26 protein-coding genes are annotated in these 26,253 nt (G+C 73.1%); 15 read left to right on the top strand and 11 right to left on the bottom strand.

Translation table 11 applies throughout. The annotated features are described in order from the left end of the window. The first annotated feature begins 119 nt into the window (after positions 1-119). The 4 genes from ectA to thpD all read left to right on the top strand — a co-directional run bounded on the left by ectA (position 120) and on the right by thpD (position 3,455). Positions 120-659 (top strand): diaminobutyrate acetyltransferase, encoded by a 540-nt coding sequence (ectA, locus tag CP973_RS12245; RefSeq protein ID WP_150240120.1) that lies wholly within the window; start codon positions 120-122, stop codon positions 657-659. Positions 660-719: 60 nt separating this feature from the next. Continuing rightward, positions 720-1,988, top strand: coding sequence for a diaminobutyrate--2-oxoglutarate transaminase (ectB, locus tag CP973_RS12240; protein ID WP_003986838.1), 1,269 nt, complete (start codon positions 720-722; stop codon positions 1,986-1,988). A 57-nt stretch (positions 1,989-2,045) separates the two neighbouring features. Next, positions 2,046-2,468, top strand: coding sequence for an ectoine synthase (locus CP973_RS12235; RefSeq protein WP_150240118.1), 423 nt, complete (start codon positions 2,046-2,048; stop codon positions 2,466-2,468). Positions 2,469-2,555: 87 nt separating this feature from the next. Beyond that, on the top strand, positions 2,556-3,455 hold the full coding sequence (thpD, locus tag CP973_RS12230; protein WP_150240116.1) for an ectoine hydroxylase: 900 nt from the start codon (positions 2,556-2,558) through the stop codon (positions 3,453-3,455). 42 nt (positions 3,456-3,497) lie between these two features. Here thpD and CP973_RS12225 read toward each other — a convergent pair whose 3' ends face one another. Beyond that, a complete protein-coding gene (locus CP973_RS12225) occupies positions 3,498-4,694 on the bottom strand; it encodes a maleylpyruvate isomerase family mycothiol-dependent enzyme (protein WP_150240114.1) in 1,197 nt (398 codons plus the stop codon). Between the two features lie 225 nt (positions 4,695-4,919). Further along, positions 4,920-5,528, bottom strand: coding sequence for an RNA polymerase sigma factor (locus CP973_RS12220; protein ID WP_150240112.1), 609 nt, complete (start codon positions 5,526-5,528; stop codon positions 4,920-4,922). A 122-nt stretch (positions 5,529-5,650) separates the two neighbouring features. Between CP973_RS12220 and CP973_RS12215 the strand changes: the two genes are divergently transcribed. After that, on the top strand, positions 5,651-6,961 hold the full coding sequence (locus tag CP973_RS12215) for an alpha/beta fold hydrolase (protein ID WP_150240110.1): 1,311 nt from the start codon (positions 5,651-5,653) through the stop codon (positions 6,959-6,961). Positions 6,962-7,004: 43 nt separating this feature from the next. Here the strand turns inward: CP973_RS12215 and CP973_RS12210 are convergent, their stop codons facing one another. Both CP973_RS12210 and CP973_RS12205 read right to left on the bottom strand, forming a co-directional pair. Beyond that, entirely contained in the window at positions 7,005-8,063 is a 1,059-nt protein-coding gene (locus CP973_RS12210) for an aminotransferase class V-fold PLP-dependent enzyme (protein ID WP_244409419.1), read from the bottom strand. Between the two features lie 116 nt (positions 8,064-8,179). Further along, the gene (locus CP973_RS12205) at positions 8,180-8,914 is read right to left on the bottom strand and encodes a DsbA family oxidoreductase (protein WP_150240106.1); all 735 of its coding nucleotides are present in this window, start codon (positions 8,912-8,914) and stop codon (positions 8,180-8,182) included. Positions 8,915-9,013: 99 nt separating this feature from the next. On the opposite strand from CP973_RS12205, the gene CP973_RS12200 reads away from it, so the two are divergent. After that, positions 9,014-9,664: a class I SAM-dependent methyltransferase gene (locus tag CP973_RS12200; protein WP_150240104.1), complete on the top strand. Its 651-nt coding sequence runs from the start codon at positions 9,014-9,016 to the stop codon at positions 9,662-9,664. Here CP973_RS12200 and CP973_RS12195 read toward each other — a convergent pair. Beyond that, positions 9,661-10,206: a GNAT family N-acetyltransferase gene (locus tag CP973_RS12195; RefSeq protein WP_244409417.1), complete on the bottom strand. Its 546-nt coding sequence runs from the start codon at positions 10,204-10,206 to the stop codon at positions 9,661-9,663. The two genes, CP973_RS12200 and CP973_RS12195, sit on opposite strands and share 4 nt — an antisense overlap. Beyond that, complete coding sequence (locus CP973_RS12190; RefSeq protein ID WP_150240100.1) at positions 10,203-11,789, bottom strand: aldehyde dehydrogenase (NADP(+)); 1,587 nt, start codon at positions 11,787-11,789, stop codon at positions 10,203-10,205. The genes CP973_RS12195 and CP973_RS12190 overlap by 4 nt, the downstream gene beginning before the upstream one ends. A 139-nt stretch (positions 11,790-11,928) precedes the next feature. Between CP973_RS12190 and CP973_RS12185 the strand changes: the two genes are divergently transcribed. The 5 genes from CP973_RS12185 (at position 11,929) to CP973_RS12165 (ending at position 16,801) form a co-directional block, all read left to right on the top strand. Continuing rightward, the gene (locus CP973_RS12185) at positions 11,929-12,699 is read left to right on the top strand and encodes an IclR family transcriptional regulator (protein WP_150240098.1); all 771 of its coding nucleotides are present in this window, start codon (positions 11,929-11,931) and stop codon (positions 12,697-12,699) included. Next, positions 12,699-14,150 carry a sensor histidine kinase gene (locus CP973_RS12180; protein ID WP_425281961.1) on the top strand — a complete coding sequence of 484 codons (1,452 nt, stop codon included), beginning with the start codon at positions 12,699-12,701 and terminating at the stop codon, positions 14,148-14,150. Before CP973_RS12185 ends, CP973_RS12180 begins: the two co-directional genes overlap by 1 nt. After that, complete coding sequence (locus tag CP973_RS12175; RefSeq protein WP_150240096.1) at positions 14,147-14,845, top strand: response regulator; 699 nt, start codon at positions 14,147-14,149, stop codon at positions 14,843-14,845. Before CP973_RS12180 ends, CP973_RS12175 begins: the two co-directional genes overlap by 4 nt. Positions 14,846-15,347: 502 nt before the next feature. Continuing rightward, the gene (locus CP973_RS12170; protein ID WP_150240094.1) at positions 15,348-15,851 is read left to right on the top strand and encodes a hypothetical protein; all 504 of its coding nucleotides are present in this window, start codon (positions 15,348-15,350) and stop codon (positions 15,849-15,851) included. A gap of 260 nt (positions 15,852-16,111) precedes the next feature. Then, on the top strand, positions 16,112-16,801 hold the full coding sequence (locus CP973_RS12165; protein WP_150240092.1) for a class F sortase: 690 nt from the start codon (positions 16,112-16,114) through the stop codon (positions 16,799-16,801). Positions 16,802-16,827: 26 nt separating this feature from the next. Here the strand turns inward: CP973_RS12165 and CP973_RS12160 are convergent, their stop codons facing one another. From CP973_RS12160 to CP973_RS12150, 3 genes are all read right to left on the bottom strand, one after another. Further along, complete coding sequence (locus CP973_RS12160; protein ID WP_150240090.1) at positions 16,828-17,736, bottom strand: DUF7916 family protein; 909 nt, start codon at positions 17,734-17,736, stop codon at positions 16,828-16,830. 188 nt (positions 17,737-17,924) lie between these two features. Further along, complete coding sequence (locus tag CP973_RS12155) at positions 17,925-19,370, bottom strand: glycoside hydrolase family protein (RefSeq protein ID WP_244409415.1); 1,446 nt, start codon at positions 19,368-19,370, stop codon at positions 17,925-17,927. Further along, on the bottom strand, positions 19,370-20,317 hold the full coding sequence (locus CP973_RS12150) for a 5-dehydro-4-deoxyglucarate dehydratase (protein WP_150240088.1): 948 nt from the start codon (positions 20,315-20,317) through the stop codon (positions 19,370-19,372). Before CP973_RS12150 ends, CP973_RS12155 begins: the two co-directional genes overlap by 1 nt. A gap of 306 nt (positions 20,318-20,623) precedes the next feature. Here CP973_RS12150 and CP973_RS12145 point away from each other — a divergent pair, with 306 nt between their 5' ends. The 4 genes from CP973_RS12145 to CP973_RS12130 all read left to right on the top strand — a co-directional run bounded on the left by CP973_RS12145 (position 20,624) and on the right by CP973_RS12130 (position 23,950). Then, positions 20,624-21,433 (top strand): NAD-dependent epimerase/dehydratase family protein, encoded by an 810-nt coding sequence (locus tag CP973_RS12145; RefSeq protein ID WP_150240085.1) that lies wholly within the window; start codon positions 20,624-20,626, stop codon positions 21,431-21,433. 122 nt (positions 21,434-21,555) lie between these two features. Beyond that, the gene (locus CP973_RS12140) at positions 21,556-21,828 is read left to right on the top strand and encodes a GlsB/YeaQ/YmgE family stress response membrane protein (protein ID WP_150240083.1); all 273 of its coding nucleotides are present in this window, start codon (positions 21,556-21,558) and stop codon (positions 21,826-21,828) included. A gap of 223 nt (positions 21,829-22,051) precedes the next feature. After that, complete coding sequence (locus CP973_RS12135; RefSeq protein ID WP_150243478.1) at positions 22,052-23,335, top strand: TerD family protein; 1,284 nt, start codon at positions 22,052-22,054, stop codon at positions 23,333-23,335. 411 nt (positions 23,336-23,746) lie between these two features. Beyond that, entirely contained in the window at positions 23,747-23,950 is a 204-nt protein-coding gene (locus tag CP973_RS12130; protein WP_150240081.1) for a hypothetical protein, read from the top strand. A 299-nt stretch (positions 23,951-24,249) separates the two neighbouring features. Here CP973_RS12130 and CP973_RS12125 read toward each other — a convergent pair whose 3' ends face one another. Next, positions 24,250-25,437, bottom strand: a complete 1,188-nt coding sequence (locus tag CP973_RS12125) for a helix-turn-helix domain-containing protein (protein ID WP_244409413.1) — start codon at positions 25,435-25,437, stop codon at positions 24,250-24,252. Between the two features lie 28 nt (positions 25,438-25,465). Then, positions 25,466-26,104: an HAD family hydrolase gene (locus tag CP973_RS12120; protein WP_150240077.1), complete on the bottom strand. Its 639-nt coding sequence runs from the start codon at positions 26,102-26,104 to the stop codon at positions 25,466-25,468. Between the last annotated feature and the right edge of the window lie 149 nt (positions 26,105-26,253).

The following is a 26,253-nucleotide window of genomic DNA, read 5'->3' as shown; positions in this document are numbered from 1 at the left end:
GGAACCCCGCTCCACGTAACCCCTCCCCCCGATGCATTTTCCTTTTTCCCTGGGTAAATTGAATTCGCATGACCGCCGCGCAAGCAGACCATGCAGGTGCCCGAAGCGATATCAGAGAAATGCCGGAGGGCTTCAAGCTCGACACCCCACGCGTGGAGGACGGAGCCGCGATCTGGCGCATCGCCCGCGACTCCAAGGCACTGGACCTGAACTCCTCCTACAGCTACCTGCTGTGGTGCCGGGACTTCGCCGCCACCTCCGCCGTCGCCCGCGACGGCGCGGGCGAGCCGGCCGCCTTCATCACCGGCTACCTCCGCCCCGAGTCCCCGCGGACGCTGTTCGTCTGGCAGGTCGCCGTGGACGCGGCGCACCGCGGCCGCGGGCTCGCCGCCGCCCTCCTGGACGGCCTGGTCGCCCGTACCGCGGAGGAACGGGACGTGCACCGCCTGGAGACCACGATCACCGCGGACAACGCGGCGTCCAACCGGCTGTTCGCCTCCTTCGCCGAGCGCCACGGCGCGCCCCTGACACGCGAGGTCCTCCTCGACGCCGGGCTCTTCCCCGAGCAGGGCCACGACGCCGAGGTGCTGCACCGCATCGGCCCGTTCGGTCCGTCCACCGGGCTCCGGCCCGGTTCCCCCACCGGGCTCATGCCCTGACGGCACCGACAGCCCCCTGACTTCTCCCCGCTCACGCCACTCATCTCCCAGGAGCATGCTGTGACCATCACCCAGCCCGACCTGAGCGTCTTCGAGACCCTGGAGTCGGAGGTGCGCAGCTACTGCCGCGGTTGGCCCACCGTCTTCGACCGCGCGCAGGGCAGCCACATGTACGACGAGGACGGCCACACCTACCTCGACTTCTTCGCCGGCGCCGGGTCACTGAACTACGGGCACAACAATCCCGTTCTCAAACGCGCCCTGCTCGACTACATCGAGCGCGACGGCGTCACCCACGGCCTGGACATGTCCACGACGGCCAAGCGCGCCTTCCTGGAGACCTTCCAGAACACCATCCTGCGGCCGCGCGACCTGCCGTACAAGGTCATGTTCCCCGGCCCGACGGGCGCCAACGCCGTGGAGGCCGCGCTCAAGCTGGCCCGCAAGGTCAAGGGCCGCGAGTCGATCGTGTCCTTCACCAACGCCTTCCACGGCATGTCGCTGGGCGCCCTCGCGGTGACCGGCAACGCCTTCAAGCGCGCCGGTGCCGGCATCCCGCTCGTGCACGGCACCCCGATGCCGTTCGACAACTACCTCGACGGCACCTACCCGGACTTCCTCTGGTTCGAGCGCCTGCTGGAGGACAGCGGCTCCGGCCTGAACACCCCGGCCGCCGTGATCGTCGAGACGGTGCAGGGCGAGGGCGGCATCAACGTCGCCCGCGCCGAGTGGCTGCGCGCGCTGGCCGACCTGTGCAAGCGCCGCGACATGCTGCTGATCGTCGACGACATCCAGATGGGCTGCGGCCGCACCGGCGCGTTCTTCTCCTTCGAGGAGGCGGGCATCGTGCCGGACATCGTGACCGTCTCGAAGTCCATCAGCGGCTACGGGCTGCCGCTCGCCCTGACCCTGTTCAAGCCGGAGCTGGACGTGTGGGAGCCGGGCGAGCACAACGGCACCTTCCGCGGCAACAACCCGGCCTTCGTCACCGCCGCCGCGGCCCTGGACACGTACTGGGCCGACGGCCAGATGGAGAAGCAGACGCTGGCCCGCGGCGAGATCATCGAGTCGCATCTGCGCGCCATCGTCGAGGAACACCCGGACGCCATCGCCGAGTACCGCGGCCGCGGCATGGTCTGGGGCCTGGAGTGCTCCGACAAGCCGCTCGCCAACAAGATCGCCAAGCGCGCCTTCGAGCTGGGTCTGCTCATCGAGACCTCCGGCCCGGAGAGTGAGGTCGTCAAGCTGCTGCCGGCGCTGACGACCACCCCCGAGGAGTTGGACGAGGGACTTCGCATCCTCGCCCGCGCGGTCCGCGACTGCGCCTGAGCGCACCGCGGCACCGCACCACTCCTTGTCCGCACCACAGAAAGGTACGAGAACACCGTGATCGTCCGATCCTTCAAGGACATCGAAGGCACCGACCGCCACGTCAAGGCCAAGTCGGGCACCTGGGAGAGCAAGCGCATCATCCTCGCCAAGGAGCGCGTCGGCTTCTCGCTGCACGAGACCATCCTGTACGCGGGCACCGAGACGTCGATGTGGTACGCCAACCACGTCGAGGCCGTGCTGTGCGTGGAGGGCGAGGCCGAGCTCACCAACGACGAGACCGGTGAGAAGCACATCATCACCCCGGGCACGATGTACCTGCTCGACGGGCACGAGAAGCACACCATGCGCATCAAGAAGGACTTCCGCTGCGTGTGTGTGTTCAACCCGCCGGTGACCGGTCGCGAGGACCACGACGAGAACGGCGTGTACCCGCTGCTCACCGAGCCCGAGCCGGAGCCGGCCTCCCAGGCCGGCTGACGCGCGCGGCGCGACCGGCTGCCCCGTCCGGCAGTTGAGGAAGGCGCGAGAAGAAAGCACCGTACGAGAGGAGAGGAAGGCAACACCATGACCACCGCACCCGAGCGCACCGCCGACCTGTACCCGACCCGGGGGGCCACCGAGGTGATCACCCCGCGGCAGGACCCGGTGGTGTGGTCGCAGCCCGGCACGGAGGGGCCCTTCACCCCGGCCGAGCTGAGCGACTTCGAACGCGACGGTTTCTTCGCCATCGGGGAACTGCTGACGGCGGACGAAGTCGCGGTGTACCGCGCCGAACTGGACCGGCTGGTCAACGACCCGGCGATGCGGGCGGACGACCGCTCCATCGTCGAGCCGCGGTCGCAGGAGATCCGGTCCGTCTTCGAGGTGCACAAGATCAGTGAGGTGTTCGCCAAGCTGGTCGCCGACCCGCGCGTGGTGGGACGCGCCCGTCAGATCCTCGGCTCGGACGTCTACGTCCACCAGTCCCGGATCAACGTCAAGCCGGGCTTCGGGGCCTCCGGGTTCTACTGGCACTCCGACTTCGAGACCTGGCACGCCGAGGACGGCCTGCCGAACATGCGGACCGTGTCGGTCTCGATCGCGCTGACCGAGAACCACGACACCAACGGCGGCCTGATGATCATGCCGGGTTCGCACCGGCACTTTCTCGGGTGCGCCGGTGAGACGCCGCGCGACAACTACAAGAAGTCGCTGCAGATGCAGGACGCGGGCACGCCCTCGGACGAGGCGCTGACCAAGATGGCCGACGCGCACGGCATCAAGCTGTTCACCGGCAAGCCCGGTTCGGCCACCTGGTTCGACTGCAACTGCATGCACGGGTCGGGCGACAACATCACGCCCTACCCGCGCAGCAACGTCTTCATCGTGTTCAACAGCGTGGAGAACACCGCGGTGGAGCCCTTCGCGGCGCCGGTCCGGCGTCCGGAGTACATCGGCGCGCGTGACTTCACACCCGTGAAGTAACTCCCACGCCGCGCGGTGCCCGCGGGGCGCCGCGGCAGAGCACTACAGCCAGGCCAGCGACGTGGCCGTCTCCAGCAGCCGCTGGGCGGCGGCCGCGTCGCCGGCCTGGCCCCGCGCGATCTCGTCGGGGTCCTGCCGCCCGCCGAGGAGCAACAGGAAGTCGGTGGCCTCCAGGACCAGTTCGGCGGCGATCGGCTCGGCGTCCGAGCCGAGCACCCAGTCGCCGCCCGCCTCGCCCTCCACCGACAGCAGTACGGGCCGCGCGTCCGGGCCCAGCGCCAGGTCCAGGATGCGCACCGCCAGCCCCAGGAACCTTTGCAGGTGCACCGGTGGCGGCGGCGGTACGACCCGGCCCAGCGCCCGGCCGATGTCCCGGGTGTGCACCCAGGTCTCGAACGCCCGGATCACGTAGTGGTCGGCGACCGGCAGCCGCATCCCCATCAGGGTCGTGGCCATGGCGGCCAGCTGCTCGTCGCCCGCCTCCGGCAGCGCGAGCAGCCCGTGCGCCTGCGTACGCCACGCCTCCCGGGTCTCGGCGGGCGGCCGGGTGTGCTCGTAGGCCACCACCTCGTGCGTACGGGCCGTCCAGCGCAACTCCCAGGGGGCGCCCGCACCGGCCGTGCGCCCGCCCGCTCCCGTACCGGTCCGCCCTCCCGGGCCCATGCCGGTCCTCTCGCCCGGTCCCGTACCGGCGTCCCCGAAGCCCCCTTCCGGCCCGGCCCCGGGCACCGGCCCCAGGCCCGTGCCCGCCTCCGTCACCGGCGCCAGCCCCAGCCGCTCGGCCAGCACTTCGTCCGCCGCGACCAGGTGCGCCACGGTGCCCTGCACATCCCAGTCGTGCACGACGGGCGTGCCCCAGCGGGCCGGTTCCCGGTCCAGCTCCCGCAGCAGCGCGTCCAGGCAGGCCACCGCTCCGGCGTACGGCTCGGCGTGCGCGGCCGGCGCGCTCTGGCCCGGCCGTGCGGCGCGGGCCGCGGCCATCAGCCGGCCGCGGGCCATCCCCGCGTTCGCCTTGCGCCCGGTGCCGCGCCCCGTCCCGCCGGGAGCGGGCTCGTCCAGCAGCCGTACGGTCTCCCGCAGCCGCTGCGCCTCGGCCGCGCAGGGCGCGCAGTCGTGCAGGTGACCGCGTACGCGTGCGTCGTCACCCGGCATGCCGGAGCCGAGCGCCCACGCGGCGAGCAGGGCGCTGACCTCTTCGTGTACGGCGCTCGGACCGCCGGTGCCGGTCCCGCCGGGCACGTCCGGGTTCCCGGAACCCTCCGGCCCCTCGGCACCACCCGGACCGCCCGCCCCTCCCGTACCGCCCGGACCGTCCGCTCCGTCCGAACCGCCCGTGCCACCCCGGCCGTTCCTGCCTCGCGCAGCCATCGCACGCCCCTTTCCGCGTCTCCCGGCACCCGCACCACCCGTCCGTCCCGCGCGGGCCGTGTGCTTCCCTTGCTGCCCCGGGCCGCCGCCCGGCATTCAGCACTCGTCCCGCGCCTCGCCGGCCGGGCTCCCCGGAGCGGCCGGCGGACCGGTGAGCCGGTCGGCCAGCGCGCTCAGGGCCGAGCGCAGCCGGGCGGTGGCCGCCGTGTCCGCGATGCCCAGCTCCACCGCGACCTGCCGGTACGTGCGTCCGGCGAAGCACGCCAGGTGCAGGGCTTCGCGCTCGGGCAGGGGCAGTTCGGCGAGGGCGGCGTGCAGTGCCGTGCGCGCTTCCTCGGCGGGCTCCGGCGCCGTCTCCCGCGCCGGCCCGCACTCCGCGCGCTCCGCCCGCGCCTCCCGTACCCGGTCCACCGCGCCCCGGTGGCCGCGCATGCTCAGCCAGGCGCGCAGCGAGCCGTGGCCGGGCGCGAAGGCGAAGGGGCAGGTCCACAGTTCGATGAAGACGCGGTGGGTCACCTCGTCGGCGACCGCCGCGCTGCCGCTCACCCGCCGGGCCACCGCGCGCACCAGCGCGCCGTAGGCGTCGTACGCCTCGCCCAGCGCGGTCTCGTCCCCGTACACCAGCCGCCGGTGCAACTCCTGGTCGCGCGGCGGGTACCTGGTTGTCCCGTCCACCGGCACCACCTCGTGAGTGTGTGGTGCCATTCCTAGCCTCACGACCGGCTTCGCGGTAGTCGTCCGCCCGGCCGAATTGCGTGCCGCCCGGCGGTGCCGCACGATCCGGGGGGCGCCCGAGGGGCGCGCGGTTCGAGAAGCGAGGAGCGTAGATGAGCGTCGACCGGCTGCCCGGTGTCGTGCTGACCGACCACTTCCTGGAGGTCCCGCTGGACCACGCCGTCCCGGACGGCGAGCGGCTGACGGTGTACGGGCGCGAGGCCGTCGCCGCCGGGCGCGAGCACGAGGAACTGCCCTGGCTGGTCTTCCTCCAGGGCGGCCCGGGCGGCGCGTCACCGCGTCCGCTGGGCCGGGACTCCTGGCTGGTGCGCGCCCTGGACCGGTACCGGGTGCTGCTGCTGGACCAGCGGGGCACCGGCCGTTCCACACCGGCCAACCGGCAGAGCCTCGCGCTGCGCGGCGGACCGCGCGAACAGGCCGCGTACCTGGCGCACTTCCGCGCGGACGCGATCGTGCGGGACGCCGAGCTGTTCCGCCGCGAGCTGCTCGGGCCGGGCGGGCGGTGGAGCGTCCTGGGCCAGAGCTTCGGCGGCTTCTGCGCCACCACGTACCTCTCGTACGCGCCCGAGGGCCTGCGCGAAGTCATGATCACCGGCGGCCTGCCGGGGCTGGCGGCGAGCGCGGACGACGTCTACCGGGCCGCCTACCCGCGGGTGGCGCGCAAGAACACCGCGCACTACGAGCGCTACCCGCAGGACGTCGAACGCGTCCGCCGCATCGCCGCGCACCTGCGCGAGCACACCGTCCGGCTGCCCGGCGGCGGGCGGCTGACGGCGGAGGCGTTCCAGGCGCTGGGCATCCTGCTGGGCACCGGCACCGGCTCGTACGTCCTGCACTATCTGGTCGAGGGCGCGTGGGTGGCCGGCCCCTCGGGCCCCGAACTGGCCGACGCCTTCCTCCAGGCCGTCGAGGGCCACCTCTCCTACACCGCCGCGCCGCTGTACGCCGTGCTGCACGAATCGATCTACGCGCAGCGGTCGGTGGACCCGAAGGGCACCGGGTGGGCGGCCGAGCGCGTCCGCGCGGAGTTCCCGGAGTTCGAGGTGGACGCGGCGCTGGAGGGCGACCGGCCGGTGCTGTTCACGGGCGAGATGGTCTACCCCTGGCTGTTCGACACCGACCCGTCGCTGCGGCCGCTGAAGGACGCGGCGCAGGAGCTGGCCGAGCGCACCGACTGGCCCGATCTGTACGACACCGGCCGGCTGGCGGCCAACGAGGTGCCGGTGGCCGCCGCCGTCTACGCCGACGACATGTACGTCGACGCCGGCCACTCCCTGGAAACCGCGCGGCGCGTCCGAGGGCTGCGGACCTGGGTGACCAACGAGTGGGAGCACGACGGGCTGCGGGTCAGCGACGGAGCCGTGCTGGGCCGCCTGATGGGCATGGTCCGCGGCGAAATCTGAGCGCCCGACAGGGGACGGCCCCCACCCCCTCCTCCCCCTCCCCTCAGTCCAGCAACCCCAGCAGCCGGTCCACGTCGTCCGACGAGTTGTACAGATGGAAGGCGGCGCGCAGGTGCCCCGCCCGTACGGCGACCCGTACGCCCGCCGCCTCCAGCCGCTCCGCCGCGTCCCCGAGCCCCGGCACGGACACGATCGCCGAGCCGGGCGCGGGCACCGGGGTGTGGCCGCGTTCGGCGAGGCCCGCGCGGTAGCGGTCGGCCAGCGCGAGGTCGTGGGCGTACACGGTCTCGACGCCCAGCTCGTTCAGCAGGGCGAGGGAGTGCTCGGCGCCGACGTACGAGTAGTGGGCGTGCGGCTCGTCGTAGCGGCGGGCGTCGGCGGCGAGCCGCTGGACGGGCCCGTAGTTGGCCTCCATCGGGTCCGCGCCGGCCACCCACCCGGCGTGCAGCGCGTCGAGCCCGTCGCTTTCCGGCTCTCCGCCACACACCAGGAAGGAGGTGCCGCGCGGGCAGAGCAGCCACTTGTACGCGCCGCACACCAGATAGTCGAAGTCCCCGGCCCGCAGCGGCAGCCAGCCCGCGGCCTGGGTGGCGTCCACGAGGGTGCGCGCGCACTGGGCCCGCGCGGCGGCCCGTACGGCGTCCAGGTCGGCGATCCGGCCGTCCCGCGCCTGCACGGCGGCGAAGGCGACGAGCGCCGTGCCGGGCCGGACGGCGTCGGCCAGGTCCGCCAGCGGCGCGGTACGCAACTTGATCCCCGGCCGGACCGCGAACGGATTGACCAGCGAGCTGAACTCCCCTTCGGGAACCAGCACTTCGGCCCCCTCCGGGAGCGACCCGGCGATCAGCGCGACGTGCACCGCCACCGCGCCGCCGATCGCGACACGCTCCGGCGGTACGCGCATCAGCCGGGCGAAGGCGGCCCGCGAGGCCGCCGCCGGGCCGAAGTAGTCCAGCCCCATGGTCCCGTAGGAGCCGGACTCCTCGACGGCCGCGCGCAGGGCGGCGGCCGACCGGGCGGGCAGCAGCCCGCTGGAGGCGGTGTTCAGGTACGTCGTCAGGGGCGCGAACTGGTCCCCCGCAAGTGGTTCGATGCGCTGCATGACCCCACTGTGGCCGCCCGACCGTACGCCGTCCATGGCGAATATCTTTGGAGCAGCGGCAAGCGCTCCTTATTTACGCAGGTCAGCGACGTGCCGCTGCGCCGACGCCGCCGAAATCAGCCACCGGCGCCGGGCACGCACACCCCGTCCCCACATCCGTCCCCCTCACCCACCGGCGCCTCGGCGGCCTGCTCCTCCCGCGCCCGTTCCTCCCGTACCTGCTCTTCCCGCGCCTGCTCCAGCGCCTGCCGGAACACCTCGGCGGGCTGCCCGCCGGAGATCCCGTACCGCCGGTCGATGACGAAGAACGGCACACCCCGGGCACCCAGCTCCGCCGCCTCCCGCTCGTCGGCCCGCACCGCCTCGGCGTACGCGTCCCCGTCCGCCAGCACCCGACGCACCTCGTCGGCGTCCAGCCCCGCCGCCACCGCCACGGCGGTCAGCACCTCCGCGTCCCCCAGCGGCCGGGCCTCGGCGAAATTGGCCCGGTACAGCGCACCGAGCAGCTCGTCCTGCACACCGCGCTCCTTGGCCAGGTGCAGCAGCCGGTGCAGATCAAACGTGTTCCCGTGCATACGGTCGGACCGGTACCCCAGCCCTTCCCCGGCCGCCGCCTCCGCCACCCGGCCCTCCATGGCCTCGGCCTGCTCCCGCGACACCCCGTACTTGCCCGCCAGCATGTCCAGCACCGGCGTGTCCCCGGCCGCCGGCGCCTGCGGATCGAGCTCGAAGGACCGGTGCACGATCTCCACCTCGTCCCGATGGGCGAACGCGGCCAGGCCCTTCTCGAAGCGTGCCTTGCCGATGTAGCACCAGGGGCAGGCGATATCGGCCCAGATCTCGACGCGCATGGAACTGTTTCCTCAACTTGGGATCGTGCGAAAGGGGACAGTCGCGGACAACCGCGCGTGGCCGGTGGCTATTCCCCGGGGCCGAGGTAGCTTCCGGGCATGGAGACGCCGCGCAAGACGCAAGGCTTCTGGGAAACCACCGGGGCCGCCAAGACCTTCACGCACCCGCTGGACCCGGAGCTGCTGGATACGTACGTGCCGCGTGACGTGCCCGTGCTGGACTACGGATGCGGGTACGGGCGGCTGACCGCGGAGCTGGTGGCGGCGGGTTATGCGGACGTACAAGGCGTGGACGTGTCCCGGGCGCTCGTGGAGCGGGGAGCGCGGGAGCACCCGGAGGCCCGGCTCGCGCACTGTCCGGAGTTGCCGCTGCCGTTCGAGGACGCGAGTTTCGGGGCCGCCCTGCTGTTCGCCGTCCTGACCTGCGTGCCCGAAGCGGCGACACAGAAGGAGATCGTCGGGGAGCTGGGACGGCTGGTGCGGCCGGGCGGAGTGCTGTACGTGAGCGATGTGCCGCTACAAAGCGACCGGCGCAACCTGACGCGGTACGAGGACCACGCGTCCCGGTACGGCACGTACGGCATCTTCGAAACACCCGACGGCGGCGTCTTCCGGCACTCCACGCCGGACCACCTGCGCGGCCTGCTGGAGACACACGGCTTCACGGTGGAGACCGAGCGCTCGGACACGGTCCCGACGATGGACGGGCATACGGTCGAGCGCCTTCAGCTCGTCGGGCGGCGGCGCTAGGAGGAAGCCGGGCCGATCGGCAGAACCAGATCGAGATGGGTGGCGTCCGGGGTGGGGCGGCGGGATTCGTCGGGCTGCCAGCCGTGGTGGGTGTAGAAGGTGCGGGCGCGCCGGTTGTGCCAGTGGACCTCCAGGTGCGCGGTGGTGATGCCGTCCGATCGCCAGCCCGCGACGCACGCCCGGTGCAGCGCGGTGCCGATGCCGCCGCGCCAGCGGTCGGGGTCGACGTGGAACTGGAAGAGCTTGACGGTGTGCGCGGGCGCGCCGTCCTCGTGGCGGTAGGAGGCCACGCCGACGACGGCCCCGTCCCGCTCCGCGCACAGCACGGTCGCGTCCGGACGGGCGAGGCTGCGTCCCCAGCCCTCGCGCCAGCGGTCGCGTTCGGCCGGGGAGTCCAGTTGCGCGTCGGGGACGCGGCCGCGGTAGTACGTCGTGCGGGCGCGGGCGTGCAGGTCGGTGATGACGTCGAGGTCGGCGGGCGTCGCGTGACGGATGGTGGGGCCGGGGGATTCCGGTGCGTGGTGCGGGGGCACGTGGGTCATCCTTCGTAGCGGCCGTCGACGCGGCGGGGCAGGCGGAGCGGGTTGTCCTCGCGCAGTTCGGGCGGGAGGAGGGCGGGCGGGGTGTCCTGGTACGCGACCGGGCGCAGCCAGCGTTCGACGGCCGTGCCGCCGACGGAGGTGGAAGTCGAGGTGGTGGCCGGGTAGGGGCCGCCGTGGTGCTGGGCGGGGGCCACGGCGACGCCGGTCGGCCAGCCGTTGACGACCACCCGCCCGGCCAGCGGGGTGAGCGCGGCCAGCAGCCGCGCACCGCGCCCCGGACCGGCTCCGGCGCATCCCGTACCCTCGCCGGACGCCTCCGGCGCCCCGTCCTCACCCCCGCACTCCGCCGCCCCGAGCTGGAGCGTCGCGGTGAGGTTGCCGGGCAGCCGGGCCAGTACGGCGCCGATCTCGGTCTCGTCGGTGTAGCGGGCCAGGACGGTGACCGGGCCGAAGCACTCCTCCAGGAGCAGGTCGTGCGTTCCGTCGCCGTCGGCGAGGTGGGCCGCGGGCACGGTGAGGAAGCCCGCGCCGACGGTGTGGTCGCCGCCCGCGCCGGGCGTCACGGGCGCCTCGACACCGGGCAGCGCGGCACGTTGCCGTACGCCGTCGATGAAGGCGTCCCGCATCCGGTGGTCGAGCAGCACCCCGGCCTCGGTGTCGCTGACGGCCTCGGTGAGGGCGTGCTCCAGGCGGTCGCCGGCCGGGCCCCGCGGCGCCAGGACGAGTCCCGGCTTGACGCAGAACTGGCCGGTGCCGAGGGTCATCGAGCCCGCCAGGCCGGTGCCGATCTCCTCGGCGCGCTCCTCGGCGGCGGCCTCGGTGACGACGACCGGGTTGAGGCTGCCGAGTTCGCCGTGGAAGGGGATCGGGTGCGGGCGGGCGGCGGCCGCGTCGTACAGCGCGCGTCCGCCGCGTACCGAGCCGGTGAACCCGGCCGCGGCGATCAGCGGGTGCCGGACCAGCTCGATGCCCGCGTCGAAGCCGTGCACCAGGCCCACCACGGCTTCGGGCACGCCCACCTCGGCGGCGGCGCGGCGCAGCAGGGCGGCGCACAGTTCGGAGGTGGCCGGGTGGTCGGGGTGCGCCTTGACGACGACCGGGCAGCCCGCGGCGAGGGCGCTGGCGGTGTCGCCGCCGGGCACGGAGAAGGCGAGCGGGAAGTTGCTGGCCGCGTAGACGGCGACGACGCCGAGCGGGATCTTGTAGCGGCGCAGGTCGGGGCGGGGCGGGGTGAGCGCGGGGTCGGCGTGGTCGATCCGTACGTCGAGGAAGGCACCCTCCTCGACCAGGTCGGCGAAGGCCCGCAACTGGTACGTCGTCCGCGCCAGTTCGCCGGTCAGGCGCCCGGGGCCGAGCGCGGTCTCGGCGTCGGCGGCCGCCACGATCCGCTCGCCCGCGCCGTCCAGTTGGTCCGCGGCCCGGCGCAGCAGGGCGGCCCGTACGGCGCGGTCGGCGAGCGCGCCCCGGGCGTCGTGCGCGGCCCGTACGGCGGCGTCGACCTCGGCGGCCGTGGCCTCCACCGCAACCTGCTCGCGCTGCTTCCCGGTTCGGGGGTCGACACTCCAGACTGGTGCTGCTGCCACCGCGCATTCCTCCCAGTGAGCTGTCCGGCGAACTGGTGCCGCACCCAGGAGCCGTTCGGTATGCTGAACGCCGTCCCAGGTGGTGAATGTGACCGTCCGCCGGGACTCTATGGCTGTCCGAACTGAGGGGTCAAGGCCGATGTCCGCTGCCGAGACCACCGGAGCGCAGGTCAAGTCCGCTGTGCGCACGGTGGAGTTGCTGGAGTACTTCGCCGGCCGCCCCGGCATGCACAGCCTGGCCTCCGTCCAGGAGGCCGTCGGCTATCCCAAGTCCAGCCTGTACATGCTGCTGCGCACCCTCGTCGACCTGGGCTGGGTGGAGACCGACGCCACCGGCACCCGGTACGGCATCGGCGTGCGCGCCCTGCTGGTCGGCACCTCGTACATCGACGGCGACGAGGTGGTGGCCGCCGCCCGCCCCTCGCTGGACCGGCTCGCCGACGACACGGCCGAGACCATCCACCTGGCCCGGCTGGACGGCACCAACGTCGTCTACCTGGCCACCCGCCAGTCCCAGCACTATCTGCGTCCGTTCACCCGCATCGGCCGCCGGCTGCCCGCGCACTCCACGTCCCTGGGCAAGGCGCTGCTCGCCACGTACACCGACGAGCAGGTCCGCGCCCTCCTCCCGGAGAAGCTGGACGCCCTCACCGAGCACACCGTCACCGACCGCGAACAGCTCATCGAGGAGCTGCACCTGGTGCGCGAGCTGGGTTACGCGGTCGACCGCGAGGAGAACACGCTGGGCCTGCGCTGCTTCGGCGTGGCGATCCCGTACCGCACCCCGGCTCGGGACGCGGTCAGCTGCTCGGTGCCGGTGGCCCGGCTGACCCCGGGACACGAGCAGCTGATCAAGGACGCGCTGTTCGACGCCCGCGACCGCCTGACGCTGGCGACGCGACGCCTTTGATGCCCGGCGTGGAGCCCGGCAGGGAGTCCGGCGTGGAGTCCGGCGTGGAGCCCGGCAGCGCACGGACGCTCAGCGCGCCGACGCACAGCACACGGACGCACAGGGCGCGGCTGCTCGTCGGCCGCTGGGTGCATCTCATCCTCGGCGGCGCCCTGCTGACGCCGTTCTTCCTCCTGGCGACGTTCGTCGTCCCGCTGGTCTTCGACGGCGTCAACCCCTTCGACGACTTCCCCTGGCAGTTCGCCGCGTTCGCCCTCGCGCTGCCGCTCGCCGCCCTCGGCGCGCTGCTCTTCCCGCTGCTGCGCACGCTGGAGGCGACGGCGGCGCGGTCGCTGTGCGGCCTGCCCGCCGACGTGGCGGCCGAACTGGCCGAGGAGCCCGCCGACTCATGGGCCGCCCGGCGGCGTACGGCGCTGTGGTTCGTGGCGCACCTGACGGCCGGCGGCATCGTCAGCGGCATGACGCTGGCGGCGCCGCCCGCCGCCGTGGCGCTGTTCCTGTTGCCGGTCGCGGACCCGCTGCGGCACCAGGAGCTGGGCTGGCCGGATCTGGCCGGCGGTCTGCTCGGCCCGCTGACCGGACTCGGCCTGCTCGCGCTATGGGTGGGCACCACGTGGGTGGGCGGCCGGCTGCTGGCCCGTGGGGCGCCCGTGATGCTGGGCCGGACGCCCGCCGACCGGCTGGCCGCGGCCGAACGCCGGGCGGCCGACCTCGCCTCCCGCAACCGCCTCGCCCGTGAACTGCACGACTCCGTGGGGCACGCGCTCAGCGCGGTCACCCTCCAGGCCGGAGCGGCCCGCCGGGTGCTGGACCGCGACCCGGAGTTCGTACGGCAGGCGCTCGCCGCCATCGAGGAGACCACCCGCGACGCGGTCGCCGAACTCGACACCGTACTGGGCCTGCTGCGCGAGGACGGCGACGGCCGGACCACCGCGCCCGCGCCGACGCTGGACGGCCTGGACGGACTGCTGGCCCGCACCCGCGCCGCCGGGCTCCGGATCACCGCGGACATCGACGACGACTGCGGGCGACTGCCGCCGCTGGTCTCACGGGAGGCCTACCGGATGGTGCAGGAGGGCCTCAGCAACGCGCTGCGCCACGCCGGGGCCGTACCGGTCGGGCTGCGGATCACGGTCGGCGCGGAGGAGCTGACGATCACGATGGAGAATCCGGTGGAGGACCGGGTGGAGAGTCCGGTGGAGGGCCGGGTGGACAGTCCGGCGGAGGACCGGATGAAGAATCCGGCGGAGGATCCGGCGGAGGATCCGGTGGAGGCAGCGGTGACGTACGTGGAGGGGGGCGGCGCGACGGGCGGGGCCCGCCCCGGTGGTGGGCACGGCCTGCGCGGCATCGCCGAACGAGCCCGCCTGCTGGGCGGCGAGGCGCGGGCCACCGGCCGGGACGGCGTGTGGCGGCTGACCGTACGGCTCCCGCTGGGGGCGTCCCGGTGAGCGGCGCGGAGGGCGCCGCCCCGGCGGACGGCCGTACCCCTTTGCGCATCGTGCTCGCCGACGACGAGCGGATGGTCCGCACGGCGCTCCGCGCGATCCTCGGCGCCGAGCCGGACCTGGAGGTGGTCGGCGAGGCGGCCACCGGCGCCGAGGCCGTGCCGATGATCCGCGAACTGCGCCCGGACGTCGTGCTGATGGACGTCCGGATGCCGGAGATCGACGGCATCCGCGCGACCGAACAGGTGCTGGCGGGCATGACCGAGCCGCCCCGCATCCTCGTGGTGACGACCTTCGAGAACGACGCGTACGTGTACGACGCGCTGCGCGCCGGAGCGCACGGCTTCCTGCTGAAGCGGGCCGGTGTGGAGGACCTCGTACAGGCGGTACGGGTGGTGGCGCGCAGCGACTCGCTGCTGTTCCCCGCGGCCGTACGGGAGCTGGCCGCCCGGTACGCGGGGGCGCGGGCCGAGCGGGAGTCGGCGCGGGCGCTGCGGGCGCGGCTGTCCGACCGCGAGGCGGACGTGCTGCGCCTGATCACCAAGGGCCTGACGAACGCGGAGATCGCGGACCGGCTGGCGGTCGGCCCGGCGACGGTCAAGACGCATGTCGCGGGGGTGCTGGCCAAGCTGGGCGTACGGGACCGCACCCAGGCGGTGATCGCGGCGTACGAGAGCGGGTTCGTGCGGCCGGGGTGAGACCGGGGGCCGCCGGCCGGGCCCGAGGGCCGGCCGATCGCGCGGGCGCACGGGTCCGGAGTCCGGCCGCCCGAGGGTGGGCCGGTTCTCGTGCCCGGAGTCCGGCCGCCCGAGGATGGGCGTGGAGTCCGGCCGCCCAAGGACGGGTTCGGAGTCCAGCCACCCGGGGACGGGCCGGTTCCCGTGCCCGCCATTCACCCGTACAGGCACCCTCCGTAACCCCTGATTACGCAGTGCCACCAGCGCATTCCGCGAGATAAATCCGTCACCCGTTCATCCCAATTCCCCCGGTCACCGAACGTCACCGGCATTTCGCCGCTGACCTGCTCAAACGTAGCCGATCACGCGCGACACGCCGCCGCGCGCCGCGAGTTCTGACAGCACGTCAGCAGGCTCCCGGCGCGCCCGGCCGCTTACCTCGGATTCAGGAGGCGCGGAACTCCCCCAACTTCCTTTGCGGTGCAGTCCTGTGCCGCGTCCGCGCTTCGTGGAGGTTCGTGTCATGCGTTCCAGTCGCGTTCTCACCGGTGCCGCCCTGTCCATAGCCGCCCTCGGACTGTCCGCGAGCTCCGCGTTCGCCGGGAACTTCGGCAAGATCGAAGTGACCCCGAACCCGGTCAAGGCCGGAAACTCGGTCAACCTCAACAGCAGTGACTGCGGCAAGAACGGCTCGGCCACCGTCGACGCCAGCACGCTGGGCGCCGGCAAGGTCACCCTGTCCTCGAAGGGCCAGACGCACACGGAAAACGTACAGGGCTCCCTGCGGGTGCCGGCCGGCACGAAGGCGGGCAACTACGGCATCGGCGGCAAGTGCTCCAACGGCCGTGAGATCACCGGCACGGTGCGGGTCAGCTCCGGCCCGAGCGGCAAGACCCGGACCGGCATCGGTACCACCAGCGAGGGCTCCGGCACCACGGAGATCGCCGCGGGTGCGGGCGTACTGCTGGCGGCTGCCGCCGGTGGCGTGTGGATGGTACGCCGCCGTCGCGCGGACGACTCGGCCTGATCCGGTACGACCGGCAGCGCCTGAGCCGGTACGACCGGCAGCGCCGGTCCGGCACCGGCACCGGCACCGTCGGCCCGGACCGGCCGCCCCCACCTCCCGGACACGGCTGCCGTGACCGGGAGGCCGGGGCGTATCCGACGTGGCGGCCGCGTCCCGTCCTGTCCCGCCCCCGTCCCGCCCCGTCCTCCCGTCCTGTCCCGTCCCTCTCGCCAACCCGTGACCGCAGTCCGCGGCAACGCACCCCCTGGAGGCCGACAGCCATGGGAACCACCCGCCGCTTCCGCGGCGACCAGGGCTTCATAGCCCTGCTCACCGCGGCGGCGATGTGCACCGGCATATGGCTGATCGGCCACGGCGCCGAGGCCCAGGCGCCGCCGCCCCAGCCCTCCGCCGACCAGAGGTTCGCCGGGCCGGAGGCCGCCCGGCCGTCCGCGTCCCCCACCCCGCCGCCCCCGCCGATGCCCGCCTCCCGGCCGCTGCGCGTCCGCATCCCGTCCATCAACGTGAACGCGCCGCTGACCGGCCTCGGCCTCGACGGGAACGGCAGCCTGGCCACCCCGCCGGAGGGGGACGAGAACCTGGCCGGCTGGTACGAGAACGGCACCACCCCCGGCGCCACCGGCACCTCACTGATCGCCGGCCATGTCGACACCCGTTCCGGCCCCGCGGTCTTCTACAACCTCGGCGCGCTGAAGAAGAACCACACGGTGGAGGTGGTCCGCGCGGACGGCCGGACCGCGGTCTTCTCCGTCGACGCCGTCGAGGTCTACGACGGCGACGACTTCCCGGACAAGAAGGTCTACGGCCCGGCCGCCCGCCCCGAACTCCGGCTGATCACCTGCGGCGGCGGCTTCAACAAGGCCCGGCAGGAGTACCTGGGCAATGTGGTGGTCTTCGCCCACCTCAGCGCCACGAAGCGGGAACCGGTGCCGCGCGGCAGCGGCGGCTGACCCGTCCGCCGTGGGGTCCCGCCCCCTCAGGCCGGAATGCGGTTGCCGCGCCCGTTGAGCGCCATCCGGTTCCAGGTGTGGCGGCGGCCGCGTACCGCCACGGAGTAGCCGTAGAGCAGCTCCGGATCGCACACGCCCGGCAGGAAGGCGTCCCCGAAGTGGTGCGCGTCCACCCCGATCTCCTTCGCCGTCAGGGCCAGTTGGGGCACGACGTCGGTGTGCGCGCCCTCCTGGCTCGTGCCGATCGTCCCCATCACCACCGCCCCCGCGTCGTGCACGGCGGCGACCGCCTCGGCCGCCCGCTCCTTGGTGAGACCGGGCATGGTGCCGGGCAGCGGCAGGACGACGCCGTCGGCGCCCGCGTCCACCAGCGCGGCCAGCCGCCCGGCGGTGACCCGCTCGGGGTGCCCCGCGTGGTGCATCTTGCCGGACCACAGCGCCACATCGTCGCCGAGGGCGCGGCGCAGTTCGCCGGTGACCCGGGCCAGGCCCTCGAAGCTGCCGCCGGTGCCGGGGTTGGCGGTCAGACAGAGCAGCGCGGCGCCCATGCCGACCAGCCGGCGGGCCTGCTCGGGACCGGCCCGGCGGATCTCCGGCACGTCGCCCGGTTCGAGGTTGACGCCGATCGGGCGGCCCACGTACGAGGCCAGGTCGGCGAAGCTGGTGAACGTGCCCAGGCCGGGCAGCCGCAGACACTCCCCGTCCCAGGCCCGCTCGATGAGGTTGAGGATCACGATGTCCGCGCCGAAGGCGGACACCAGCTCGATGTTGTGCACGCCCGCGTGACCGAGGGGGTGGGCGGAGAGCGCCGCGCGTTCGGCGAAGACCTCGGCGACCATCGTGCGGCCCTCGGCCGCCGCGACCGCTTCGGTCAGCTCCCGGCCCCGCAGCGAGGCCAGTTCCTCCCGGTCCAGGTCGAGGATGCGCTGTGTCATGACGTTCCTTCCAGCATCTTCTCGTGGTCGTACGCGGCCCGGGGCGTGCCGCGTGAGGCACGGGGCCGCGGTACGGAACGCGTTGTAGTAGATCACCGCGCGGTACGGACCGGCCGGAATGGGCGGGGCCCGGTCGGCGAAAGGAACCGGACAGGGCGGCGGCTTGTTCGCCGCCGCTCGGCGGGGGGTCAGACCGCGGAATTCCGGGCGCCGCCGAGGTCCCGGCGCGCGGTTGCCGGCTCCCGCCGTACGGTTGCCAGTTCCCGCCGTACGGCCGCGAGATCGCCGTCACCGGCCAGGCCCGCGTGGTAGAGCCGCAGTTCGTCGGCGCCGAGGGCGGCGGCGTGCGCGGCGTCGGCGGCGAGGGTGCCGGGGCTGCCGCCCATGGCGGTGACGATGGTGAGGTTGGCGGCGACGCATCCGGCCGGGGCGGCCCCCGCCGCTCCCGTACGGGCCTCCCCTTCCGTGCAGGCCTCCCCTTCCGTGCAGGCCTCCCCTTCCGTACGAGCCACCGCTTCCGCACGCGCCGCCGCTGCTTCCGTACCGGCCACCGCAGCCGTACGGGCCACCGCTTCCGTACTGGACCTCGCTTCCGTACGCGCCGCCGCTTCCGTACGCGCCACCGCGAACGGCCTCAGCGCGTCGGCGCGCGCCGCGTCGTCCCCCGTACACGGCACCACCACCCCGTCGGTGTCCGCGAGCACGTCCGCCGGATCGGCGCCCACGTTCGCGCCGCAGCGGTGCGCGGCCGGGTCGGCGTGCAGCAGGATCCGGAAGCCGTCGTCCGCGGCGCCGCGGACGGCCGCGACGACCTCCCGCCGGAGCGTGCGCGCTGCACCGTCCCGCCAGCCGCGCACCAGTCCCGCCAGCTCACCCCCGAGCAGCGCCTCCACCCCGCGCCACTCCCCCGCCCGGCCCCCGCCGGTCCCCCCTTCGCTCCCGCCCGCACCCGTCCACGCCGGTTCCAGCGCCCGTACGACCGCGCCCCGCACGTCCGCCGCCCGCGCCCCCAACCCGTCGTACCCCGCCTCGCAGACCTCGCAGAAACACAGCGACATCAGGTACCGGGCGGCGCCGGAGAGCGGCACGCCGGTGATCTTGTCGTGTGCGTGCAGGTGCTCCAGCCCGTACCAGCCGCAGGACTCCAGCTCGGTGCCGCGCGCGCCGGGACGGGTCGCCGCCTCCGCCGCCAGGTCGCAGAGGTAGGCGCGGACCTCGGGACGGGCGATGCAGGGTGCCCAGGGATAGCGGTCGCCGTAGGCGTTGCGTACGGCGATGGCGGGGTGCTCGGCGCCCAGGCGGCCGTTGTGGGCCAGCACGACCCAGCTGTGCACCTCCAGGCCCGCGTCGGTCAGCGCCCGCGCCGCCTCGCCGAAGGGGTCCGGTCCCGCCACCCACTCCTGCGGGTACGGGCGCAGGGCGCGCCCCGCCCAGCGTGCGGCGTCGGGCGGGTACAGGACCGCCGAGTGCCGGGCGGTGACGACGCGGTGGCGGGGGTGACGCGGCGTCAGCGCGCGGGTGGAGTGGTAGGCGGCGGCCAGGGTGACCTGCTGGACGCCGAGGTCCGCGACGCGGCGGGCGGCGTCCGGGTCGCCCACCACGTCCCACGGGTAGAGGAACGCGGCGGCCCGCATCACCGGCCGCCCGTCGGCGCGCCGACCAGCGCCAGGCCCCGTTCGATCAGCGCGGCCAGCGCCTCGACGTGCTCGGGGGCCGGTTCGCTCAGCGGCGCCCGTACCCCGCCGACGTCCGTGCCGCGCAGCCGCACCCCGGCCTTGACGAGCGAGACCGCGTAGCCCTTGCCCTGGTTGCGCAGCTCGACCAGCGGCCGGTAGAAGCCGTCCAGCAACCGGGTGACCGTCGCGTCGTCACCGTCGGTGAGGGCGCGGTGGAAGGCCGTGGCGATCTCCGGGGCGAAGGCGAAGACGGCGGACGAGTAGAGGCGGACGCCGAGGCCGCGGTAGGCGAGTCCGGTCAATTCGGCGGTCGGCAGCCCGTTGAAGTACAGGAATTCTTGCCCCGCCGTCCCGGTCCGTACGGCGCTGATGACGCGCTGGAGCAGGTCGAGGTCGCCGAGGCCGTCCTTGAGGCCGATGATGCCGGGGGTGCGCGCGAGGGCGACGACGGTGTCCGGGGTGAAGACGGCGTTGTCGCGCTGGTAGACGATGACCGGCAGGGCGGTGGCGGCGGCGAGTTCCGTGTAGTGCCGCAGCAGGCCCGCCTGGTCGGCGACGACGAGGTACGGCGGCATGGCCAGCAGGCCGTCGGCGCCCGCGTCCTCGGCGAGGCGCGCGAAGCGCGTGGCGAGCGCGGTGCCGTAGCCCGCGCCGGCCAGCACCGGGACCCGCCCGGCCGCCTCCTGGACCGCGGCGGCCACACAGTCGCGGAACTCCTCGGGCGTCAGCGCGTGGAACTCGCCGGTGCCGCAGCAGGCGAAGACGGCGGCGGCGCCCGCGTCGATGCCCCGGCGTACGTGGGCGCGGAAGGCGGCCAGGTCCGGGGCGCCGTCGGACCCGTACGCGGTCACGGGGAAGAACAGCAGGCCGTCGAGGCGCTCGGCGAGCGGCGGGGCTGGGGTCACGGGCTCTCCCTGGCATGCTCGTACCGGAGGCGCGTACGTCGTGGTGACGCCACCACCATGTGCACGTCCCTGACTGTCGTCCATACTCATGAACGCGCTCACGCTAGGGCAGCGCTCCCGGGCCGGTCAAGGACCCGAAACGGCCCCAGCGGCCCCGAAAGCCCCTCCACGCAACCGGATTTGGCCGCCCCGTCAAGCATCTTGACCCGGTCCGGCGCGCCTTCCTACCGTGACGGCGATCGTCCACTTACCTGAACGCCGTCCGCGGATGAAGCCGTACGACCGAGCCCGCCCGGAGGAGCCGCCATGCCCGCACCCCGCACCGTCCTGCTCACCGGCGCCGCCGGCGGCCTCGGCACCCTGATGCGCGACCTGCTGCCCCCGTACGGCTACCGGCTCCGCCTCCTCGACCAGCGCGCCATCGACGACGCCCCGGCCGCCATCACCGCAGACCTCGCCGACAAGGAGGCCCTGCGCGAGGCGGTGCGCGGCGTGGACGCGATCATCCACCTCGCCGGCATCTCCCTCGAAGCGCCCTTCGAGAAGATCCTGCGCGCCAACATCGAAGGCACCTACAACCTCTACGAGGCGGCGCGCGAGGAAGGCGTCCGCCGTGTCGTCTTCGCCTCCTCCAACCACGCCGTCGGCTTCACCCCGCGCCCCGCCGACGGCTCCGGCGCGATCCCGGTGGACACCCCGCGCCGCCCCGACACGTACTACGGCCTCTCCAAGGGCTTCGGCGAGGACCTCGCCTCCCTCTACTGGGACCTGCACGGCATCGAGACGGTCTCCGTCCGCATCGGCTCCTGCTTCCCGCGGCCCACCACCGTCCGCATGCTCTCGATCTGGCTGAGCCCGGCCGACTGCGCGCGCCTGCTGCACGCCGCGCTCACCGCCGGGGGCGTCGGCCACACCGTCGTCTACGGCTCCTCCGCCAACACCCGCCTGTGGTGGGACCTGAGCACGGCCCGCTCGCTCGGCTACGAGCCGCAGGACGACTCCGAGCAGTACGCCGCCGAACTGATCGCCGCGCACGGCGAACTCGACCCCGCCGATCCCGAACACGCCCACCTCGGCGGCGCCTTCTGCGTGGACCCGCCCATCTGGCCGTACTGAACGGCCGTGGCCTCGGCCACGCCGGGCCGGCCGACGCAACCCGCGCCGTCCGCGCGGCGTCCTTGTGTGCGTATCAATGGCTTCAATCATTTGCGCAACTACGCAGGAACGAGGAACGCACCATGGGCATCGTCAGCTGGCTCGTACTGGGGCTGATCGCCGGCATCATCGCCAAGGTCCTGCTGCCCGGACGGGACCCGGGCGGCATCGTCGGCACCACCCTCATCGGCATCGTCGGCTCCTTCATCGGCGGCTGGCTCTCCACCAAGATCCTGGACAAGCCGATACCGAAGGACTTCTACGACCCGTCGATGTGGATCGCCGCCATCGCCGGTTCCCTGGTGCTCCTGATCGCCTACCGCCTGCTGTTCGGCAATTCCCGCGAACGCCGCTGACCGCCGGCGGGCCGACGGCCCCGTACGGCTCTGTACGACCCCGTACGGCCCCCGTTTCAGCCGCCCCACCCCGCCCCGGTACCGGCTGCCCCCGCCCCGGTATCGGCCGACCCGCCGCGCCCGGGTACCGGCCGCCCCGCCCCGCCGCGGTATCGGCCGACCCATCCGGCCCCGGTAATGGAACCGCAAAGAAAGGCCGCTCGTTATCCCCGGCATGACCGCTATGACTCCTGGCTCGAACCTCCCGCTCACCGCCTCGCGGGTGGCGGTGGACGTCACCGCGCCCGTGCGGCTCGATGTGTCGGGCCTGCTGCTCACCGCCGACGGCAAGGTGCGCTCCGACGACGACTTCGTCTTCTACAACCAGCCGGCCGGCCCGGGCGTGACCCACACGTCCGGCGCGGGCGGCGCCGGTGACACGATCACGGTGGACACCGCCGCGGTACCGGCCGGCATCGAGAAGATCGTCGTGACCGCCAGCCTGGACGCCCCCGGCGCCACGTTCGCCGGCACCGAACCGACCGGCACGGTCCGCAACGCCGACGACGGCAGCGTCATCGCCACCTTCACCCCGCCCCGGCTCGGCCCGGAGACCGCCCTGGTGGTCGTCGAGGTCTACCGCCGCAACGGCGCCTGGAAGGTCCGCGCGGTCGGCCAGGGCTACGCGAACGGCCTGGCCGGCATCGCCACCGACTTCGGCGTCAGCGTCGAGGAGCCGGCCGCGCCCGCGGCACCCGCCCCGCAGGCACCCCCGGCCCCACCGGCCGCCACCTCGCAGCCCGCCCCCGCCCCCCAGTGGGGCCCGCCCACCGGCGCCCCGGCGCCCATGGCCCCGCCGCCCGCGGCAGCCGCCCCTGCCCCTGCCCCTGCCCCTGCTCCTGCTCCTGCTCCTGCTCCTGCTGCCGCGCCCGCGCCCGCGCCCGGCGCCGGCAAGATCAACCTCGACAAGGGCCGCGTCAGCCTCCAGAAGAACCAGACCGTCTCCCTGGTCAAGGGCGGCCGCCCGCTCCTGTCCTCCGTCCGCATGGGCCTCGGCTGGGAGCCCGCCTACCGCGGCAAGGACATCGACCTCGACGCCTCCGTGATCGCCTACGGCCCGGACCGCAAGAAGGTCGACAACTGCTTCTTCGGCAAACTCCAGATCCTGAACGGCGCGATCCAGCACTCCGGCGACAACCTCACCGGCGAGGGCGCGGGCGACGACGAGTCCATCACCGTCCACCTCGGCGGCATCCCCCCACAGGTCACCGGCCTCGTCTTCACGGTCAACTCCTTCTCCGGCCAGAAATTCTCCGACGTCGCCAAGGCCTACTGCCGCCTGATGGACGCCCAAACCGGTGAAGAACTCGTCCGCTTCGACCTCACCCACGCCGAACCGCGCACGGGCGTCATGATGGCCAAGCTCATCCGCCAGTTCTCCGGCGAATGGGAAATGACGGCAATGGGCGAATTCGTGGACGCGCGCACGGTCCGCGGAATGGTGAAGCCGGGGGGCGCGGCGCTGTAGGAACTGCCAGGTCAGCGGGGTCGCGTGGGCCACGAGAGCTCTTGGGCGAGTCCTCACCCAACGGCGACGAGCCGCTGGCTCCGGGCCTCACCGACACCGCCCGAGTAGCAGTTCCCAGCAGAACCTCGTAGTTCGTAACAGCCGGGCACGCGCCCGTTTCCCCATTCCTTTCCCAGCCCCCGTCCGCGCCGCCCGGCTTGGTCAAGCCGGGCGGCGCGGCGTTCGGTCGCCGCGGGGCGGCGCCGACGACCGGGCGCCACGCTCGCGCCGCCTCCCCCGCTTCTCCTCACACCCCGCACACAGCCCAACGTCGGCCCCGCCCCCACTGGCCGTGTGCACGGTCCCGATCACGGTCACGCCCCGCACCCTGCCGCAGTCCGCGCAGCAGATCACCGTGCGGCCTCCACCGCGATGACCGCCGCCCGCAAGGCCACCGCACTCGTCACCAGCGCCCCGGCCTCCGGCCGCACACGCCACCGCAGCCGCTCATTACGCATGGCCAACCCGGGCACGTACAAGGCCACCCCCAAGCCCCTGTCCCCCCACAAGGGCAACCGCACCCCACCAGCCGTCCCGGCAGGCACCAGCCAGCACATCCCGGCCGGCCGCCGATGATCCTCGACAACCGCCCCGGACCGGTCCCCCAAACACCTCAACACCCGTTCTCCCACCACCAGTTCAAGCCACACCACATCCATCCCGAGCACGGCCACATCACGTACGACGCGCAGGCCGGCTCCGCGGGGGATCCAGTCGGGGAGGGGAGAAGGAGGCAGGTACGCGGTATTCGCCGATGGCTGTGCGCGGACGCTGGACGGCCTGCTGAATGCAGTCATTGCGGGCTCCTGTCGTTCGGACAAGGAGATGCTGACTTGCCCGGAGCGGCACAAGTACCCCTCTGCGGGGTAGTCCGGTCACTCGCCCGCGCGGCACCATTCGGCGAACTTCGACAGACTCTCGGCGTCGCTGCGTTTCAGCCGGCGCAGGGTAGCGGCGTCCTCGCGCACCCACATGTGTTCACGGGTGTGCTGAGGAGCGATGCGCCGTGCGGTCCGCAGGGAAGCGAAGGCCTGGTCGGGCTGACCCGACCAGAGTTGGGCGCGGGCCAGTTCGATGTAGAAACCCGATCGGCGTTCCGCGGCGAGCCCGTTCGGTGGAGCCCAGCTGCCGATTGCGTCGAGGGCACGGCGTACGAATCCGTCGCCCAAGCTGACCGCCACGGACAACTCGTGCATACGCATGGTCGCCGGACCGAACCCCGTGCCTTGGTAGGTGGCTTCCGGAACTCGCGCGGCGAGGGAACGCGCCTCGGCAGCGTGGGCAAAGGCAACTCCCTCCTCTCCGGCACGAGCGGCGATGACGGCGGCCCGCATATGCAAGGCACCACGCGTGGCAACAGCTACCGGACAGACCGGTCGACGCGGAAGGACGTCCAGAGCGCGTTCCAGAGCCCGCAGACCGATCGCATGCGCGCCGGCGGCGAAATACATCTCCGTCCGCGTATACGCGGCCGCGGCTTCGAGCAGTGGATTCTCCGACTGCGCCGCAGCCCACCTCATGAGGTCGATCAGGCGGGCGGACAGGTCGTAGGCGCCGTACTTGTACGCAACCGCGTCGGCGGCCCGGTATGCGGCGACGAGCAGCTCGGCGGTATCGGCACGGCACTTCGTGGGTGCGCCGTGGAAAGCACGGCCCAGTTCGGCGAGGAGTCCCGGGACCTGGCGTGAGATATGAACGTACTGAGCCGCGAGTCGCCAGGTGACGACCTCGGCGACCGCTTCCCGAAGTTGGCTCAGGGGGCGCGTGGGCCCGTCCTCGGGCATGTCGTAGGTCGCGAGCACCGCGGACAGCTCGGGCATGGCGCGATGCACCCGGTCATCAGCACGGTCACGCCCAGGCAGCAGACAGGCGACATCAATACCAAGTGCCGCGGCGATGGCGTCCGACACTCCCTCACCGACGCCCCGCTCCCCGCGCTCGATCTTGCGCGCGGTCCCCAGGGCGACGCCTGCCGTACGGGCAAGTTCTTGCTGCGTGAGACGGGCGAGTCGCCGCTGGTACGCAATGCGCTTTCCTGCACCGGCAGAGGCATCGGTGTACACGTCGGACTCCGTCCGGTTTGACGGGGCATCAATCTGCGACGATACCCGCCAGCTCGTCCAAGCCGTTGATCCGCCAGTCGGCCAGATCCGCTTCCGCACTCGTTCCCCACAAGATCCCGTACGGGCCACGACGTACATGAGCGGTCCGCAGGCCGGCCGCGTGAGCGGGAACGATGTCGTTGGCAGGGTGGTCACCTACGTACAGAATGCGCTCCGGGGCAGTACCGGCAAGACCAATGACCTTTTCGAAGAACTCGGGCCGCGGCTTGGCGACGCCCCATTCCCCTGATGTCGCGATGGCATCGGCCGGCAAATTCAGGCCACGGAGCAGTTCACCTGCACGAGCCGTCTGATTCCCAGCGATCAGAACTCTGGTCCCGGCCTCACGCAGTGCCACCAAAGCGGGCCGCACATCCGGATACAGGTCCGTCTCATCGAGATCCTCGCCCTGTCCAGCCGCTTCGCGGGCCCTGTACTCGGCGGCAATGTCGATATCGGGGCGCAGCAGGCGGACGGCGTCCGCATTGTCCCGCCCCTGGGCGACCACCGCCCCCACCAAAGCAGAAAGGGTGTGCCGGGGGACGCTCAGCCAGTCCGCCCAGCCGTGCCAGTACCGGTCGTCCCGGACCAGGGTCTCCCCCACATCGAACACCACCGCTTCGATCATTCCCGCAGCCTAGGGGCAGCTCGGCTCCGCTGGACACATGCGTCCCCAGCCGCACGGTGAGAAACAATCGATGCGCGTCGGCAACCGCGACCACACGCCGACGAGACCATGACCCCGGACACAGGCACACTGCGCAGATGGCCGATATG

Source organism: Streptomyces albofaciens JCM 4342 (genome assembly GCF_008634025.1).
GTDB lineage: Bacteria > Actinomycetota > Actinomycetes > Streptomycetales > Streptomycetaceae > Streptomyces > Streptomyces albofaciens.
This window is presented reverse-complemented; position numbering and strand designations above follow the sequence as displayed.

What these genes read in the sequence shown, in the direction of transcription:
- CP973_RS12220 (WP_150240112.1), bottom strand. Translation starts at nt 5,528, where the DNA reads ATGGCACCACACACTCACGAGGTGGTGCCGGTGGACGGGACAACCAGG.
- CP973_RS12160 (WP_150240090.1), bottom strand. Translation starts at nt 17,736, where the DNA reads ATGACACAGCGCATCCTCGACCTGGACCGGGAGGAACTGGCCTCGCTG.
- CP973_RS12210 (WP_244409419.1), bottom strand. Translation starts at nt 8,063, where the DNA reads ATGCAGCGCATCGAACCACTTGCGGGGGACCAGTTCGCGCCCCTGACG.
- CP973_RS12205 (WP_150240106.1), bottom strand. Translation starts at nt 8,914, where the DNA reads ATGCGCGTCGAGATCTGGGCCGATATCGCCTGCCCCTGGTGCTACATC.
- CP973_RS12195 (WP_244409417.1), bottom strand. Translation starts at nt 10,206, where the DNA reads ATGACCCACGTGCCCCCGCACCACGCACCGGAATCCCCCGGCCCCACC.
- CP973_RS12200 (WP_150240104.1), top strand. Translation starts at nt 9,014, where the DNA reads ATGGAGACGCCGCGCAAGACGCAAGGCTTCTGGGAAACCACCGGGGCC.
- thpD (WP_150240116.1), top strand. Translation starts at nt 2,556, where the DNA reads ATGACCACCGCACCCGAGCGCACCGCCGACCTGTACCCGACCCGGGGG.
- CP973_RS12180 (WP_425281961.1), top strand. Translation starts at nt 12,699, where the DNA reads ATGCCCGGCGTGGAGCCCGGCAGGGAGTCCGGCGTGGAGTCCGGCGTG.
- CP973_RS12170 (WP_150240094.1), top strand. Translation starts at nt 15,348, where the DNA reads ATGCGTTCCAGTCGCGTTCTCACCGGTGCCGCCCTGTCCATAGCCGCC.
- CP973_RS12130 (WP_150240081.1), top strand. Translation starts at nt 23,747, where the DNA reads ATGACCGCCGCCCGCAAGGCCACCGCACTCGTCACCAGCGCCCCGGCC.
- CP973_RS12185 (WP_150240098.1), top strand. Translation starts at nt 11,929, where the DNA reads ATGTCCGCTGCCGAGACCACCGGAGCGCAGGTCAAGTCCGCTGTGCGC.
- CP973_RS12155 (WP_244409415.1), bottom strand. Translation starts at nt 19,370, where the DNA reads ATGCGGGCCGCCGCGTTCCTCTACCCGTGGGACGTGGTGGGCGACCCG.
- CP973_RS12140 (WP_150240083.1), top strand. Translation starts at nt 21,556, where the DNA reads ATGGGCATCGTCAGCTGGCTCGTACTGGGGCTGATCGCCGGCATCATC.
- CP973_RS12145 (WP_150240085.1), top strand. Translation starts at nt 20,624, where the DNA reads ATGCCCGCACCCCGCACCGTCCTGCTCACCGGCGCCGCCGGCGGCCTC.
- CP973_RS12165 (WP_150240092.1), top strand. Translation starts at nt 16,112, where the DNA reads ATGGGAACCACCCGCCGCTTCCGCGGCGACCAGGGCTTCATAGCCCTG.
- CP973_RS12135 (WP_150243478.1), top strand. Translation starts at nt 22,052, where the DNA reads ATGACTCCTGGCTCGAACCTCCCGCTCACCGCCTCGCGGGTGGCGGTG.
- CP973_RS12215 (WP_150240110.1), top strand. Translation starts at nt 5,651, where the DNA reads ATGAGCGTCGACCGGCTGCCCGGTGTCGTGCTGACCGACCACTTCCTG.
- ectA (WP_150240120.1), top strand. Translation starts at nt 120, where the DNA reads ATGCCGGAGGGCTTCAAGCTCGACACCCCACGCGTGGAGGACGGAGCC.
- CP973_RS12120 (WP_150240077.1), bottom strand. Translation starts at nt 26,104, where the DNA reads ATGATCGAAGCGGTGGTGTTCGATGTGGGGGAGACCCTGGTCCGGGAC.